This is a genomic window from Sphingobium boeckii, assembly GCF_014199215.1.
Classification (GTDB): domain Bacteria; phylum Pseudomonadota; class Alphaproteobacteria; order Sphingomonadales; family Sphingomonadaceae; genus Sphingobium_A; species Sphingobium_A boeckii.
This window is the reverse complement of sequence record NZ_JACIJC010000001.1, coordinates 337,547-351,805: the sequence shown is the minus strand read 5'-3', so window position 1 is coordinate 351,805 and position 14,259 is coordinate 337,547. Positions and strand designations below refer to the sequence as shown.

The window sequence follows — 14,259 nt, the reverse complement described above, 5'->3', positions numbered from 1 at the left end:
GGCGCGGTTATGCAGCACCTTTTTCTTGTCATGCTCGGCGGCGCGCTGGGCTCCGGAGCCCGTTTCGGAGTCGGCCGCCTCACGCTGGCGCATTTCGGCCCCGGCTATCCCTGGGGCACGCTGGCCGTCAATTTGATCGGCGGCCTGCTTATGGGATTCCTCGTGGGCCTGCTGGCGCGGATCGCCCAGCCCGAGCAAAGCTATTTCCTGTTCATCGGCACCGGCATTCTGGGCGGCTTCACCACTTTTTCTGCCTTCAGCCTGGATGCGGTTACCATGATACAACGCGGCGCAATCAGCGCCGCCGCACTTTACGCGCTGGTCTCCGTGATCGGCTCCATCGCCACGCTCTTTGCCGGGCTGGCCGCCGCACGGGGATTCGCATGAGCGACGATCAGGATAACACCAAGCCCGCGTCGGACGTGCGCCAGTTCACCATCGGCTATGACGATGATGGCATCCGTCTCGATCGCTGGTTCAAGCGCCATCAGCCCGAGGTGAGCTTCAACATCGTCTCGCGCTGGACCCGCACGGGACAATTGCGCATCGACGGCCGCCGCGCCACGCCGGGCGACCGGCTGCAGGCCGGCCAGGTGCTGCGCGTGCCGCCGCCCGAGCCGGTGAAGGAAGAAGAACCGGGCGTGCGCGCGGCAAAGCCGCGGGTGGTGCGCGAACGCCCCGTGCTCACCCCCGAGCAGATTGCCTATGCCGAGAGCTTCGTGATCCACCGCGACAAATCGGCGCTGGTGATCAACAAGCCCCCCGGCCTCGCCACGCAGGGCGGCACCAAGACCACCGAACATGTCGATGGGCTGCTGGATGCGCTGCAATATGAGGCCGACAGCCGGCCGAAGCTGGTCCATCGGCTGGACAAGGACACATCCGGCGCGCTGCTGCTTGCGCGCTCGTCCCGCGCGGCCGCCAGCTTCGCCAAGAGCTTTTCCAGCCGCACCGCGCGCAAGGTCTATTGGGCTTTGGTGGTGGGCGTCCCCCCGGTGGAAGACGGAATGATCGATCTCGCTCTGGCCAAGCAGCCCGGCACCGGCGGGGAAAAGATGCACGTCGATCAGAAAGAAGGCGCACCCGCGCGCACCCGCTACCGTGTGATCGAAGTGGCGGGCAATCGCGCCTGCTGGGTAGAACTGCAGCCCTTTACCGGGCGCACGCACCAGTTGCGCGTCCATATGGCTGCAATCGGTCATCCGATCGTGGGCGATGGCAAATATGGCGGCAAGGAAGCCTTCCTCACCGGCGGCGTCAGCCGCAAGATGCACCTGCACGCGCGGCGGCTGCGGATCGATCATCCCGATGGCGGGCAGATCGACGTGCAGGCCGAATTGCCCGAGCATTTTTCGGACAGCCTCTCCATGATGGGCTTCGATCTGGAACTGGGTGCAGCGCTGCCGCTGGACGAGGTGAAATTCTCCGAAACCAGCGAAGGCAAGCGCAAGGCCGAAACCGCCGCCGCCAAATCCAAGCGCAAGGAGCGCAAGGGCGAACGGCGCGGACGGACGCGCGCGTGAACCGGCTGGCGCTGTTCGATTGCGACGGCACGCTGGTGGATAGCCAGATCAATATCTGCCGCGCGATGGAGGATTGCTTTGATCGTGCCGGGCTGACCCCGCCGGACCATGCCGCAACGCGCCGCATCGTGGGGTTGAGCCTGACCGAGGCGATGCAGGCCTTGCTGCCCGAAGCCGAACCGGCGCTGCATCAGGCGCTGGCCGCGGATTACAAAGCCGCATTCCGGCGGATGCGCGGCAGCGGATTGGTGGAGGAGCCGCTGTTCGACGGCATCAAGGAGACGATCGAAGCGCTGGACGCCGCAGGCTGGATGCTCGGCGTGGCGACGGGCAAGTCCGATCGCGGCCTTGCGCTGTGCCTGGCGCACCATGGCATCGCGCACCGTTTCGTCACGCTGCAGACCGCCGACCGCCACCCTTCCAAGCCGCATCCCTCGATGATCGAAACCGCGATGGCCGAGGCGGGCGCATCCCCCGAAACCACCGTGATGATCGGTGACACCAGCTTCGACATGCTGATGGCCGTGAACGCGGGCAGCAATGCGCTTGGCGTGGCCTGGGGCTATCATCCGCATGAGGAACTCACGCTGGCCGGCGCGCATCGTGTGGCGCACAGCCCCGCCGACATCGGCCCGCATATGGAGTCCTTTCTATGACCCCCGATCAGAAAGACGCGCAGGCGCGCAACCGCTATTTCGCGATCACCTTCACCCGCCTGCTGGGCGTGGCCTTCGTGGTGTTCGGAATCATGGTCGTCTATGGGCGCTTTGAGAGCATCCCGAAGATCGTGGGCTATGTGCTGGTGGTCAACGGCCTGATCGATATCGTCATCCTGCCGCGCGTGATGGCCCGCCGCTGGCGCACGCCTCCGGCGGCATGAAGCGCTTCTACAAGGATGCCGCGGCCACGCCCGATCGCGGCGTCGCACTGGATGGACGCCCCGTGCGCACGCCGGGCAAGGCGCTGCTCGCGGTTCCGACCGATGCGCTCGCCGATGCGATCGCCGCGGAATGGCACGCGCAGGGCGAGGATATCGATCCGCGATCCATGCACCTGACCGGCCTGGCCAATGCGGCGATCGACCGGGTGGCGGGCGATCCGGCCACCTTCGCCGCGGGCCTTTCGGCTTATGGCGAAAGCGATCTGCTCTGCTATCGCGCAGAAAGCCCACAGGCCCTGGTCTCGCGCCAGTCCGCCGCATGGGATCCGCTGCTGAACTGGGCGGCTGAGCGTTTCGACGTGGCTTTCGCCGTGATCAGCGGGGTGATGCACGCGCATCAACCGGCCGCAACCGTGGCGCGGCTCGCGGCCGTCACCGCGGCGCGGGACAGTTTCGCCCTGGCCGGGCTGTTTCCGCTGGTGACGATATCGGGATCGCTGATCGCGGCGCTGGCGATCAGCGAGGAGGCGTTCGATGCTGATGCGGTGTGGGATGCCGTGACCGTGGATGAGCGCTGGCAGGCGGAGAATTGGGGGGTAGATGCCTTGGAGGCCAAGACCCAGGCGCTGCGCCGCCGCGATTTCATGGCGGCCACGCGGTTTCTGGAGCTTCTGCGTTAATTCACGCCTGACCATCAATCCCGTTTGGTGAAAAACCAGGCTTCAGGTCTGGTAGATGATCGGCTCCACCTGACCCGCCAGATCGGCGCGCTTCAGCGTGAGTTTGGCCAATGTCGGCAGATCATCGTGGAATTTCTTGGGCGTGACGCCCGTGAACTGCTTGATCTCGCGGATGAAGTGGGACTGATCATAAAAGGATTCGCCGATCAGATCCTCCATATCGGCCTCGCCGCGCGCCAGGGTGATCGCGGCGCGGAGCGCCCGATATTTGCGCGCGAGCATCTTGGGCGGCGCGCCATAGAGGCGCTTGCACTGCCGTTCCACCTGCCGGCGCGAAAGGCCGAGCGAATCGACCAATTCGGTCACATCCGGCGAGAGCGAACTGGCCAGCCAATCGTCCACACGCCGGGTGAAGGCCAGCGGCACATCACGGGTGCGCTGCGCCAGGCTGCGGATCACCGCGCTGCCGATCACGACCTTTTCGTCCAGCGTCTCGGCGGCCCGCAGCCGATCAAGCACGCCATCAAGGCTATGACCGAACAGATGCGTCGCATCGATCGCGCGATTGACCAATGTGGATGCCTCGAACCCGGTCAGTGCGCCCCAGCCCGCAGGCAATAGCCCCGCGCCAAAGGCGTGCGCCGGGCCTTCGATCCGCAGCCGCGTGTTGCCCGTGGTCGGGCCGACCAATGCGATGGTGGGGGCTTCCTGCTCGTGACCATCGGCGAACTGATAATCGCCGCGGCCCTTTAGAATAAACCGGATCTGCGCGAAATCGGCGCGCTCCATATCCTCGAAATGCGGTCCATTGACCTTGAAGTCATAGAAGACCGACAGATATTCGCGCAAATCTGCTTCCGGAGCAGCATAGTCCAGAGAGACATCCATAGGGTTGGCGACCTGTTTTTATATTCCCAATATGGACGTAGCTTCTTTCGCCCGCAAAGAAAAGCGGCCCGCCCGGAAATCCGGACGGGCCGTAAGGTAAAAGAACCCCCAATAAAATCGAGAGCCCTTCGGGTCGCAAGGGGCTTATGCGCAAAGGCCGGGTTCCTGTATTGTATGGAATCGACATCTTACGGATTTTATTGGGTTATTTACACCGGTGTCAGTCAGCGCGTGTGCGTCGCGATCCATGAATCCACGCGCTCTTCCATCACATCAAGCGGCACGGGACCGCTTTTGAGGATGACGTCATGAAAGGCGCGGACATCGAATTTATCATCCATTTTGGCAGAAGCCCGGTCGCGCAATTCGCTGATCTTCAACCACCCGACAAGGTAGGCGGTCGCCTGCCCGGGATAGACGATATAGCGTTCGATCGCCTTGACGATACCGCCGGGCGCGTCCGCGGAATTATCCTCTACATAGCGGATCGCCTGCTCGCGGGTCCATTTCTTGTGATGGAGCCCCGAATCGACCACCAGCCGAATCGCGCGGTGCAGTTCCAGTTGGAGCCGTCCGAAATCGCGATAGGGATCGGTATAGAGGCCCATATCCTTGGCGAGCTTCTCCGAATAGAGTCCCCAGCCTTCGGAATAGGCGGTGACCCCGCCGAATTGCCGGAAAGCCGGCACATCCTTCAATTCGGTCTGGATCGAACGCTGAAGGTGATGCCCCGGAATGCCCTCGTGATAAAAAAGCGCCTCCACTTCGAACAGCGGCATATCGTTCATGTCATAGAGATTGGCATAATAGGTGCCGGGCCTTGAGCCATCGGGCGCGGGCGATTGATAAAAGGCCTTGCCCGCCGATTTCTCGCGAAACGCCTCCACCGGCTTCACGACCATCGGTGCCTGGGGCAGCACCCCGAACCATTCCGGGAGCTTGGCCGTCACCCACTGCTTGGCCTTTTCGGTCTCCGCCAGATACAGCGCCCGGCCTTCGGGGGTGTTGGGCGCGTAGAAGCGCTTATCTTCGCGCATGAATTTGAAGAAGGCGGGAAGATCGCCTTGGAACCCCGTCCGCGTCATGATCTCGCGCATCTCGCCATGGATGCGCGCGACATTATCGAGCCCCACCTGATGGATCTGGTCCGGGGTCATCGCGGTGGTGGTATAGTTCGACAGGCGCTCGGCATAATAAGCCGTGCCATCCTTGAACCGCCAGATCCCGTCGTCGGTGCCCGCGATCTTCTCCTGCCGTTCCATCTCGGCGATCAGGCGGACATAGGCAGGCTTCACCTTTTGGAGCAGCGCATCGGCGGCCAATGCCAACAGCGCATCCTTATCCGCCTGTGTGATGGAGAGCTTCTCGACCTTGCCCTTGAAATCCGCATAAAGCGGTGCCTCGGTGGCGATTTTTGTGAAGGGAAAGCCCGAGATGACGTTCTGCGCATCGGACAGGATATAGGGATAGACCCATTTGGGCGGGGATTTGCCCGCATCGGCCTGTTCCTTCGATGCCGCGATCAACTGGTCCATCACCAGGCCGAGGCCGTTGAGACGGCTGATATAGGCCTCGGCATCCGTCTTCGTATCGATCCGGTGAATGTTGATCAGGAACGCCGGCAACTGCGCGTGCGGCCCGTTCATCTGATCGAACACATATTCATTCTTGCGGAAAGCGAAGGCCGCATCGCGCCGGGCGATCAGCTTTTCGAACAAGCGGAAGGAAAGCTGATTCTCCGCATTGAGTTTCGCCGGCGCGAAGCGCGCGCGCATAGCTTTCAACGCGGCCTGATCGGCGTCATGCTCGCGCACCGCTTCGACATCCGAAAAATCGCCCCATTTGCCATAATCGCCATCGCGGATCCCGCGCTGCGCCTTGGTCGTCGGTGAATGCGCCAGTTGCTCCGCGTCATAGTCCGCGAAAAAGGCGAGAATAGCGGCATCCTGCGCTTCCTGCGCTGCGGACGTTTGTGCCACGGCGGGGGTGAATAGAAACGGAGACGCCAATGTGAGGGCGACGGCGGAAACGGCGTGAAACAGGCGCATGCGGTTTTTGCTCCCTTGGATTGCGATGACGGAGCCTAACGCATTGAAGCGCCGATGGGAAAGCGGCGCATGACGCCGATCGAACCGCCATGGCCGTTGATCGAAAGCGCCAAGGACTTTGACGCTGGGGCGACGCGCCGCCATAGCGCGGCCATGGCTCTCTATCCCCTCCTCCGTCCGCTTGTCTTCCGTCTGGATGGGGAGCGCGCGCACCGGCTGACCTTGGCCGGATTGAAGCTGCTCCCGGTGGGGCGTCCGCCCGCCGCCGATCCCCTGCTCGCGACGCGCGTGGCCGGCTTGGATTTCCCCAATCCGATCGGCCTGGCCGCGGGCTTCGACAAGGATGGCGAGGTGCCGCACACCATGCTGGGGCTGGGCTTCGGCTTTGCCGAACTCGGCACGCTGACCCCGCTGCCGCAGGAGGGCAATCCCAGGCCGCGGCTGTTCCGGCTGGCGGAGGACGAAGCGGTGATCAACCGCATGGGCTTCAACAATGGCGGCCAGTTGGCAGCGCTGGCGCGGCTGAAAACGCAGGCCGGCCGGCCCGGCATCATCGGCGTGAACATCGGTGCCAATAAGGACAGCGACGACAGAATCGCGGACTATGCCCGGGGCGTCACGACCATGGCATCCGTTGCCAGCTATCTTACGGTCAATATCAGCTCCCCCAACACGCCCGGCCTGCGCGCCTTGCAGGATGCCGGGGCGCTGGATGCGCTGCTCGATGCCATCATGGCGGCACGCGGCCCCAAAGGCCCGCCGGTGTTTCTGAAAGTGGCACCCGATCTCGAGCCCGCAGACATAGACGATATCGCGCGCATCGCGATCGAACGGCGGATCGACGCGCTGATCGTATCCAACACCACGATCGGCCGCCCACGCTTGAAAAGTGCTTTTGCGGGAGAGAATGGCGGGCTATCCGGCGCGCCCTTGCGCGATCTGGCCCAGCAGCGGCTCGCCGATTTTTACAAGGCGACGGGCAAGGCCATGCCCATGATCGGCGCGGGCGGAATCGCTTCTGCGGACGAAGCCTATGCCCGCATTCGGGCGGGTGCCAGTTTGATCCAGCTTTATTCGGCATTGGTCTATCACGGCCCCGGCCTGGCCACTGAGATTGCCGCGGGGCTGAAGAGCTTGCTGATCCGGGACGGGTTCAAGTCCGTGGATGAGGCGGTGGGAGTGGACGCCACTTAGCGCTTTGCTCCGCGGCCCGCGGGCGGCTATTACGGCGATCATGAAGAAAATCCTGGTCGCCCTCCTCGCCTTCCTCCTCATTCCAAATCCCGTTTCCGCCAAGGGCGGCGTCGCCTCCGCAGCGGATCCGCGCGCGGCGGAAGCCGGGCGCACGATCCTGCGCGAAGGCGGCAGCGCGGCGGATGCGCAGATGGCGATGATGCTCGCGCTGACCGTGGTGGAGCCGCAATCCTCCGGCATCGGCGGGGGCGGCTTTTTCGTCTATCATGACGCCAAGGCGGGCAAGACCTTCACGGTGGATGGCCGCGAGAAAGCCCCCATGTCCGCTTCCCCCCGGCTCTTTCTGGGCGCGGACGGCAGGCCGCTCAATTTCCTGCAGGCCTTTCCCGGCGGCAAATCGGTGGGCGTTCCGGGCAATATCCGGTTGATGGAAGTGGTGCACAGGAAATGGGGCACATTGCCCTGGGCGGCCTTGTTCGCACCCGCGATCAAGCTGGCAGACGAGGGCTTTGCCGTGACGCCTGTGCTGGAATCCCGGATCGCGGGCATGGGCAAATTGTGGGACGATTTTCCCGCGATCAAGGCGCTTTACTGGCAGGATGGCCGGCCCAAGCGCGTGGGCGACACCGTGCGCAATCCGGCGCTGGCCACATTGCTCCGCACCGTGGCAGCGGAGGGGCCGGACAGCTTCTATTCGGGTGACATCGCCGCCAGCATCGTCAACGCCGTGGCCCAAACCGAGCGCAATCCGACCATGCTGACCCGCGCCGACCTGGCCAGTTACCGCGCCGCCGAGCGCGCGCCGGTCTGCTTCAAATACCGGGTCTACAAGCTCTGCGGCATGGGGCCGCCCTCTTCGGGCGCGACCACGGTATTCCAGATTCTCGGAATGCTCGAACGCTTCGACATGAAAAAGATGGGCAAGGATTCGCCCGCCGCCTGGCATCTGATCGCCGAAGCCATGCAGCTTGCTTATGCGGACCGCGAAAAATATCTGGGCGATCCCGATTTCGTATCGGTGCCGGTGAAGGGCTTGCTCGACAAGACCTATATCAAATCGCGCTCCAGGCTGATTTCCGAGGCCAAGGCGCTTGGCAGCTACAATGCGGGGACGCCACCCGGTGCCGAAAAGCGCACGGCCGCCATCTCCAGTGAAGTCGCAGGCACCACAAACTTCGCCGCCGCCGATGGTTCCGGCAATCTCGCCACCATGACGTCGACCGTGGAAGGACCGTTCGGCAGCCAGCTCATCGCATCGGGCATGGTGCTGAACAATGAACTGACCGATTTCACCTTCGCCCCTGAAAAGGACGGCGCGCCCGTGGCGAATGCGGTGGCCGCGGGGAAGCGCCCGCTCTCCTCCATGTCCCCCACGATGGTGTATGATGCCAAGGGCCGGCCCATCCTCGCGCTGGGATCCGCCGGCGGCAAAAGGATCATCATGCACGTGACCAAGACGCTGATCGGCGTGCTCGATTTCGGCCTGCCCGCGCAGGATGCGATCGCGCTGCCCAACATATATTTCGGTGGCAATGCCGTGTTGGTGGAACAGGGGACGCCGCTCGCCGCGTTACAGGCCGATCTCGCGGCGCTGGGCCAGAAGGTGGTGAGTGCGGATCTTGGCTCCAAGGTAAATGCGGTGGAACGCACCCCATCCGGCTGGCGTGGCGCCTTCGATCCGCGCAGCGAGGGTGCAGCCCTGGCCGAATAGGCCAGCCCCTCCCGCATTCCCCGCTTTCAGGAGAATTTGTTGCGCGCCATCCCTATTCTGGGCCTGAGCCTCGTGCTCGGCGTGGCGGGCGGCTCCGGCTATGCGCTGCTGTTTCCCAGCCCCGTGCCCAAAGCAGTGACCGTGCCGATCCCGGCCGCACGACCCAAGACCATGGCTAGCCCGACCAAGACGCCCGTCTTGTGCCAGGGACAAAAGCTGCAGCCCCCGCCCGTATCGCCGGACGGGCGGCTGATGAATCATTTTCCCTATGCCGAAGCCACACCTGCCGAACTTGTAGACCCGCCCAAGAATTTTGGCGGCGCGGGCTGTCCCTCGATCCACCGGGACATGCTGGTGCCGCTGAACCAGATGATCGCCGCAGCCATCAAGGACGACAAAGCGGTGGGCCAAGCGATCATGGGCGTATCCTGCTATCGCTCCATCCCGCGGCAGGCCGATCTGTTCTGCCGGGGCGACCGGATCGCGAAGCGCGGCTATGCCGGCCAGGCGCGGTGGGTGGCTCCACCGGGCTATAGCGAACACTCAACGGGCCTCACGATCGATTTCGGTTCGCGTGGCACCCCCAAATGCCATGCCGAAACCTGCTTCAAGGATACGCGCGCGGGGCAGTGGATCGCGCGCAATGCGCGCCGATACGGTTTCGAAATGTCCTTCCCGCAGGGCAATCGCCAGGGCGTATCGCCAGAACCCTGGCATTTCCGCTTTGTTGGAACCGATCATGCGCGCGCGGTTTTCAATGCTGCGCGCCGTGCAAACTAGACTAGGCTGCGTCACGAGATACAAGGCTAGGGTGTGGCGTCGATAGCGCCCGCATCCCGATGGAGAGACCATGCGCGAACTGGAACATTTCCCCAATCTGGTCACCATGTTTTTCACGCGCGCAGCCGAGCTGGGGGACGCACCCTTTCTCTGGCACAAAGCGGGCGGGCGCTGGCATAGCCGGAGCTGGCGCGAGACGGCGGAGACGGTGGCCGCGCTTGCCGCAGGGTTGAAGCGCATCGGCATGAAGCCCGGCGACACGATCATGCTGGTGTCCGAAAACCGGCCCGAATGGTGTATCGCGGATCTGGCTATCATGGCCGCGGGCTGCATCACCGTGCCGACCTACACCACCAATACCGAACGCGATCACCAGCATATCCTGGAGGATAGCGAGGCCAAGGCGGTGATCGTCTCCAACGATAAATTGAGCCGCGCGGTGATGCCTGCGATCCTGCGATCCTCCCGCGTGCGCGCACTGATCGGGATCGACAAGCTGCGCATCGGGCAAGCATCCGGCAATGCGGAATTCTATGACTGGCAGGCGCTGATCGCCGCCGAAACACCCGATGTCGCCGGGATCGCGCGGGCATCCGAAGGCGTGACCCGCGACGATCTGGCCTGCATCATCTATACCAGCGGCACCGGGGGCAGCCCCCGCGGCGTGATGCAGCATCACGGCGCGATCCTTCACAATGTGGAGGGCTGTGTTGACGTAATCTCGAATGATTTCGGCTGGGACGACGAGGTGTTCCTCTCATTCCTGCCGCTCTCCCATGCCTATGAGCATTCCGGCGGACAATTCTTCCCGATCGGGCTGGGCGGACAGATCTATTATTCCGAAGGGCTGGACAAACTCGCCTCCAATATCGAGGAAGTACGCCCCACGATCATGGTCGTGGTCCCGCGGCTGTTCGAGGTGCTGCGCCAACGCATGGTGAAGACGATCGACAAGCAGGGCGGCCTCGCGCCCAAGCTGCTCAAGCGCGCGCTGGGCCTGGGTGCCAAGGATCTGGACCGCGGGATACCCTTTTGGGACCGCCCCATGAACTATTTCATCAACAAGACGCTGCGGCCCAAGATCCAGGAGAAATTCGGCGGACGGATGAAGGCGCTGGTCTCCGGTGGCGCGCCGCTCAATCCCGATATCGGCGTGTTTTTCCATTCGCTCGGGCTGACGCTGCTCCAGGGCTATGGCCAGACCGAAGCCGCGCCCGTGATTTCATGCAACCGCCCCAGCGCCGGCCTGAAGATGGATACGGTCGGCCCGCCCTTGCTCAATACCGAGGTGAAGATTGCCGAGGATGGCGAAATTCTGATCCGTGGCGAGCAGGTGATGAAGGGCTATTGGCGCAACGCCGCCGAAACCGAACGCGTGCTGCAAAAAGGATGGCTGCACACCGGCGATATCGGGCATATCGACGACCGCGGCCGCATCGTCATCACCGACCGCAAGAAGGATCTCATCATCCTCGACAAGGGCGACAATGTGTCCCCGCAAAAGGTGGAGGGGATGCTGACGCTTCAGACCGAGATTGGACAGGCGATGGTCTCGGGCGATCGCCGGCCCTATCTGGTCGGGCTGATCGTGCCCGATGCGGAATGGGTGCGGGACTATGCCGAGAAGGAAGGCCTGCCATCGGATATCGCGCTGCTGCGCGAGCATGAATGCTTTCGCGCCGCCGTCTCTGCCGCCGTGGACCGTGTGAACCGCGACCTGTCCACGACCGAGAAGATCCGCCGCTTCATCTTCGCCGATGAACCCTTTTCGATCGACAATAAGCAGATGACGCCTTCGCTCAAGATCCGCCGCCATGTGATCAAGGAGATTTACGGCGAGCGGACCGACGCGCTTTACAAGGCCTGATTACAGGGGGCTGACGGCTCAGCCGGGTCGATAGGGGACAAAATCGCCGAGCGCACAGCTTCCCGTTTCGAAACCGGCAACCAGATCCGCCACCCGCGCGATATCCCCGCGACAAAGCTGACCGGTCGGCGTGCGCGTAATCAATGTGCGGCTGTTGGTGAGGCCGGGGCACCCGCCATAGGGATCGTTGCGGTAGCTGAGCTTGCTGTTGATCCGATAGATCAATGTGCGTTCGCCATAGACCTGCATCGAATCCACATTGCGCAGCGTGATGCAGGACACGGGTTTTCCCGGCACCTTGCCTGCAAGCGCCTTGGCGAGCTTGGCTTCTTCCCGATCGATCCGCGCCTGCGCAGCGGGGGATGGCGGCACATCGGCGCAGGCCGACACCAGCAGAGAAGCCATGATGGGCAAAAACATGCGCATAAGTTCGAATCCTTAAATGCGTCGCGTTCCCCCGAACCCGATCAATCTAGCGCATTCAGCCCTTGAATCCATCCTTTTCGGCGCGGCGACGGCCCAATTCTTGCGCATCCTTCGCGCGCATGAAGGGATTGGTCTCTTGCTCCAGCGCGATCGTCGTCGGCACGGTCGGCTCGCCACGCGCGCGCGCGGCATCGACTGCGGCCATGCGCGATGCGATCGCGGCATTCCCCGGCTCCGCAACCAGCGCATAGCGCCCATTGGACTGGGTATATTCATGCGCGCAATAAACCGCGGTATCGCCGGGCAGGGCTTTCAATTTCTGCATATTCTCGAACATCTGCTCCGGCGTACCTTCGAACAGGCGGCCGCAGCCCATGGCGAACAGCGTGTCGCCGACAAAGGCGACATCCTCCGTGGGCAGATAATAAGCGATATGCCCTGCCGTGTGCGCGGGCACGTCGATCACCTGCGCGGACACTGATCCCAAAGCCGCGCGATCGCCTTCGCCCACCTTTACGTCCAGCGTGGGAATGCGTGCGGCTTCCGCCGCTGGCCCGGTGATCGTGCAGCCCGTGGCCGCCTTGATTTCCGCATTGCCGCCGGTGTGATCAGGGTGCCAGTGCGTGTTCCAGATCTGCGTGATTGTCCAGCCGCGCGCATCCGCCGCTGCCAGCACGGGTTCGGCAACAGCGGGATCGACCACCATGGTCTCGCCCGAAGCGGGTTCGTGCACCAGCCACACATAATTGTCGCTGAGCACGGGAATGCAGACGATTTCGATCATGTATAAAACTCCTGCGCACGGCGCGCGGCCTTGACGAATATACGGGTGAGCTCCTCCGCGGGGAGAGGCTGCGCAAGCCTGGCCGATTGGCCGCTCCATAGCGTCGAAAAATCGGTGCGGCCTTGCGCTTCAGCCGCCTTCCGCAATTCGGTCAGTGCCACAGACGCATAAGGGAATGGCGGGGCCAAGGCACTGACCGGGCCAATCTCTTCCATCAGGCGATTGGGCAGCCCGCGCGCCAAACGCCCCGTAATGAGATTGGTGAAACGGGTTTGCGTCGTGCCCGCACCGATCTGCCCGGCCAGAGACGCGCGGTGGAGCGGGGAGGCCAGACTTTCAGGGGAGCGCAGATAGGCCGTGCCGATCTGCACGGCATCAGCGCCCAGCGCAAAGGCGGCGGCAATCCCACGTGCATCCGCTATGGCCCCGGCCGCGATGACCGGCACCGATACGGCGTCCTTGATCTGCGGCACCAGCGCGAACAGGCCCATCTCTGTGCCCTGCGGACCGGGGAGGAAGCGCCCCGAATGGCCGCCCGCCTCAAACCCCTGGGCGATCACGCCATCCACGCCCATGCTCTCCAGATAAACCGCCTCGGCAATCGTGGTCGCGGTGGACATTATGGCCGCGCCCGTCGCCTTGACCCGATCCAACAGCGCGCTTTCGGGAAGACCGAAGTGGAAGCTGACGATCTCCGGCCGCACGCGCTCGACGACCGCACACATGGCGTCGTCGAAAGGCTGTCGCAATGGCGGCGGTTCGTCAGGCGGGCCAACCCCATATTCCGCATAATAGGGTGCAAGCGCCTTGTGCCACGCCGTCTCATCAGGCTGCGGCCCCAGCACATGGCAGAAGAAATTGAGGTTGAGCGGCCCTTTCGCAACCGCCCTCACCTGCGCCACCTGTGGCTCCACCTGATCCGGCGTCAGCAAGGCGCAGGGCAATGACCCGACTCCCCCACCCCGGATCGCGGCACCCGCAAGTTCGACGCCGCCCGACCCGGCCATCGGCGCCTGGATCACCAGACGCCCGCCGAGCCAGTCCGGGGTCACCAGCTTCCAATATTGGGCATGGACACCCAGGGTTCGGCCGGTTCCAGATGACCATCCTGCAGCAATTCGATCGAGATATGATCGGGCGTGCGCACGAACGCCATATGACCATCACGCGGAGGACGGTTGATCGTGACGCCGGCATCCATCAGCCGCTGGCATGTGGCGTAGATATCATCCACGCGGTAAGCCAGATGCCCGAAATTGCGGCCACCGTCATACGTTTGCGGATCCCAATTATGGGTGAGTTCCACCTGCGCATCCTCCTGCCCCGGCGGGGCCATGAAGATCAGCGTGAAGCGGCCCGCCTCATTATCGAAGCGCTTGACTTCCTTTAGGCCGATCAACTCGAAGAATTTGATCGTCGCATCGGGATCGGTGACGCGGATCATGGTGTGGAGATATTTCATGGGAATGGACCTGTTC

Annotated in this window: 15 protein-coding genes; 9 read left to right on the top strand and 6 right to left on the bottom strand. The window is 63.3% G+C overall.

The annotated features are described in order from the left end of the window. Positions 1–9: 9 nt before the first annotated feature. The 5 genes from crcB to FHS49_RS01805 are packed head-to-tail and all read left to right on the top strand — an operon-like array spanning position 10 to position 3,083. Positions 10–387 carry a fluoride efflux transporter CrcB gene (crcB, locus tag FHS49_RS01825; protein WP_184014603.1) on the top strand — a complete coding sequence of 126 codons (378 nt, stop codon included), beginning with the start codon at positions 10–12 and terminating at the stop codon, positions 385–387. Continuing rightward, complete coding sequence (locus tag FHS49_RS01820) at positions 384–1,523, top strand: RluA family pseudouridine synthase (protein WP_184014601.1); 1,140 nt, start codon at positions 384–386, stop codon at positions 1,521–1,523. Before crcB ends, FHS49_RS01820 begins: the two co-directional genes overlap by 4 nt. Then, positions 1,520–2,179 (top strand): HAD-IA family hydrolase, encoded by a 660-nt coding sequence (locus FHS49_RS01815; protein ID WP_184014599.1) that lies wholly within the window; start codon positions 1,520–1,522, stop codon positions 2,177–2,179. The genes FHS49_RS01820 and FHS49_RS01815 overlap by 4 nt, the downstream gene beginning before the upstream one ends. After that, a complete protein-coding gene (locus tag FHS49_RS01810; protein ID WP_184014597.1) occupies positions 2,176–2,403 on the top strand; it encodes a hypothetical protein in 228 nt (75 codons plus the stop codon). The genes FHS49_RS01815 and FHS49_RS01810 overlap by 4 nt, the downstream gene beginning before the upstream one ends. Beyond that, positions 2,400–3,083: an ATP12 family chaperone protein gene (locus FHS49_RS01805; RefSeq protein WP_184014596.1), complete on the top strand. Its 684-nt coding sequence runs from the start codon at positions 2,400–2,402 to the stop codon at positions 3,081–3,083. Before FHS49_RS01810 ends, FHS49_RS01805 begins: the two co-directional genes overlap by 4 nt. 42 nt (positions 3,084–3,125) lie before the next feature. Here the strand turns inward: FHS49_RS01805 and FHS49_RS01800 are convergent, their stop codons facing one another. Both FHS49_RS01800 and FHS49_RS01795 read right to left on the bottom strand, forming a co-directional pair. Then, complete coding sequence (locus tag FHS49_RS01800; protein ID WP_184014595.1) at positions 3,126–3,971, bottom strand: helix-turn-helix transcriptional regulator; 846 nt, start codon at positions 3,969–3,971, stop codon at positions 3,126–3,128. A gap of 224 nt (positions 3,972–4,195) precedes the next feature. Beyond that, entirely contained in the window at positions 4,196–6,019 is a 1,824-nt protein-coding gene (locus FHS49_RS01795; RefSeq protein WP_184014594.1) for a DUF885 domain-containing protein, read from the bottom strand. 153 nt (positions 6,020–6,172) lie between these two features. On the opposite strand from FHS49_RS01795, the gene FHS49_RS01790 reads away from it, so the two are divergent. The 4 genes from FHS49_RS01790 (at position 6,173) to FHS49_RS01775 (ending at position 11,571) form a co-directional block, all read left to right on the top strand. Beyond that, on the top strand, positions 6,173–7,213 hold the full coding sequence (locus FHS49_RS01790) for a quinone-dependent dihydroorotate dehydrogenase (protein WP_184015916.1): 1,041 nt from the start codon (positions 6,173–6,175) through the stop codon (positions 7,211–7,213). A 40-nt stretch (positions 7,214–7,253) separates the two neighbouring features. Then, positions 7,254–8,924, top strand: a complete 1,671-nt coding sequence (gene ggt, locus FHS49_RS01785; RefSeq protein WP_184014593.1) for a gamma-glutamyltransferase — start codon at positions 7,254–7,256, stop codon at positions 8,922–8,924. 39 nt (positions 8,925–8,963) lie between these two features. Then, positions 8,964–9,704 carry a M15 family metallopeptidase gene (locus tag FHS49_RS01780; protein ID WP_184014592.1) on the top strand — a complete coding sequence of 247 codons (741 nt, stop codon included), beginning with the start codon at positions 8,964–8,966 and terminating at the stop codon, positions 9,702–9,704. A 70-nt stretch (positions 9,705–9,774) separates the two neighbouring features. Further along, entirely contained in the window at positions 9,775–11,571 is a 1,797-nt protein-coding gene (locus FHS49_RS01775) for an AMP-dependent synthetase/ligase (protein WP_184014591.1), read from the top strand. Positions 11,572–11,589: 18 nt separating this feature from the next. On the opposite strand, the gene FHS49_RS01770 is transcribed toward FHS49_RS01775, so the two are convergent. From FHS49_RS01770 to FHS49_RS01755, 4 genes are read right to left on the bottom strand one after another with little or no spacing between them, the layout of a single operon-like run. Then, the gene (locus FHS49_RS01770) at positions 11,590–11,997 is read right to left on the bottom strand and encodes a DUF6491 family protein (RefSeq protein WP_184014590.1); all 408 of its coding nucleotides are present in this window, start codon (positions 11,995–11,997) and stop codon (positions 11,590–11,592) included. Between the two features lie 55 nt (positions 11,998–12,052). Then, entirely contained in the window at positions 12,053–12,781 is a 729-nt protein-coding gene (gloB, locus tag FHS49_RS01765; RefSeq protein WP_184014589.1) for a hydroxyacylglutathione hydrolase, read from the bottom strand. Beyond that, positions 12,778–13,833, bottom strand: coding sequence for an NAD(P)H-dependent flavin oxidoreductase (locus FHS49_RS01760; protein ID WP_343052872.1), 1,056 nt, complete (start codon positions 13,831–13,833; stop codon positions 12,778–12,780). Before FHS49_RS01760 ends, gloB begins: the two co-directional genes overlap by 4 nt. After that, positions 13,830–14,243: a VOC family protein gene (locus FHS49_RS01755; protein ID WP_184014588.1), complete on the bottom strand. Its 414-nt coding sequence runs from the start codon at positions 14,241–14,243 to the stop codon at positions 13,830–13,832. The genes FHS49_RS01760 and FHS49_RS01755 overlap by 4 nt, the downstream gene beginning before the upstream one ends. Positions 14,244–14,259 lie beyond the last annotated feature (16 nt).

Bases quoted from the DNA above. Each gene is read 5' to 3' on its own strand.
- FHS49_RS01790 (WP_184015916.1), top strand. From the start codon at position 6,173: ATGGCTCTCTATCCCCTCCTCCGTCCGCTTGTCTTCCGTCTGGATGGG.
- FHS49_RS01770 (WP_184014590.1), bottom strand. From the start codon at position 11,997: ATGCGCATGTTTTTGCCCATCATGGCTTCTCTGCTGGTGTCGGCCTGC.
- FHS49_RS01800 (WP_184014595.1), bottom strand. From the start codon at position 3,971: ATGGATGTCTCTCTGGACTATGCTGCTCCGGAAGCAGATTTGCGCGAA.
- FHS49_RS01755 (WP_184014588.1), bottom strand. From the start codon at position 14,243: ATGAAATATCTCCACACCATGATCCGCGTCACCGATCCCGATGCGACG.
- crcB (WP_184014603.1), top strand. From the start codon at position 10: ATGCAGCACCTTTTTCTTGTCATGCTCGGCGGCGCGCTGGGCTCCGGA.
- FHS49_RS01775 (WP_184014591.1), top strand. From the start codon at position 9,775: ATGCGCGAACTGGAACATTTCCCCAATCTGGTCACCATGTTTTTCACG.
- FHS49_RS01795 (WP_184014594.1), bottom strand. From the start codon at position 6,019: ATGCGCCTGTTTCACGCCGTTTCCGCCGTCGCCCTCACATTGGCGTCT.
- ggt (WP_184014593.1), top strand. From the start codon at position 7,254: ATGAAGAAAATCCTGGTCGCCCTCCTCGCCTTCCTCCTCATTCCAAAT.
- FHS49_RS01805 (WP_184014596.1), top strand. From the start codon at position 2,400: ATGAAGCGCTTCTACAAGGATGCCGCGGCCACGCCCGATCGCGGCGTC.
- gloB (WP_184014589.1), bottom strand. From the start codon at position 12,781: ATGATCGAAATCGTCTGCATTCCCGTGCTCAGCGACAATTATGTGTGG.
- FHS49_RS01810 (WP_184014597.1), top strand. From the start codon at position 2,176: ATGACCCCCGATCAGAAAGACGCGCAGGCGCGCAACCGCTATTTCGCG.
- FHS49_RS01820 (WP_184014601.1), top strand. From the start codon at position 384: ATGAGCGACGATCAGGATAACACCAAGCCCGCGTCGGACGTGCGCCAG.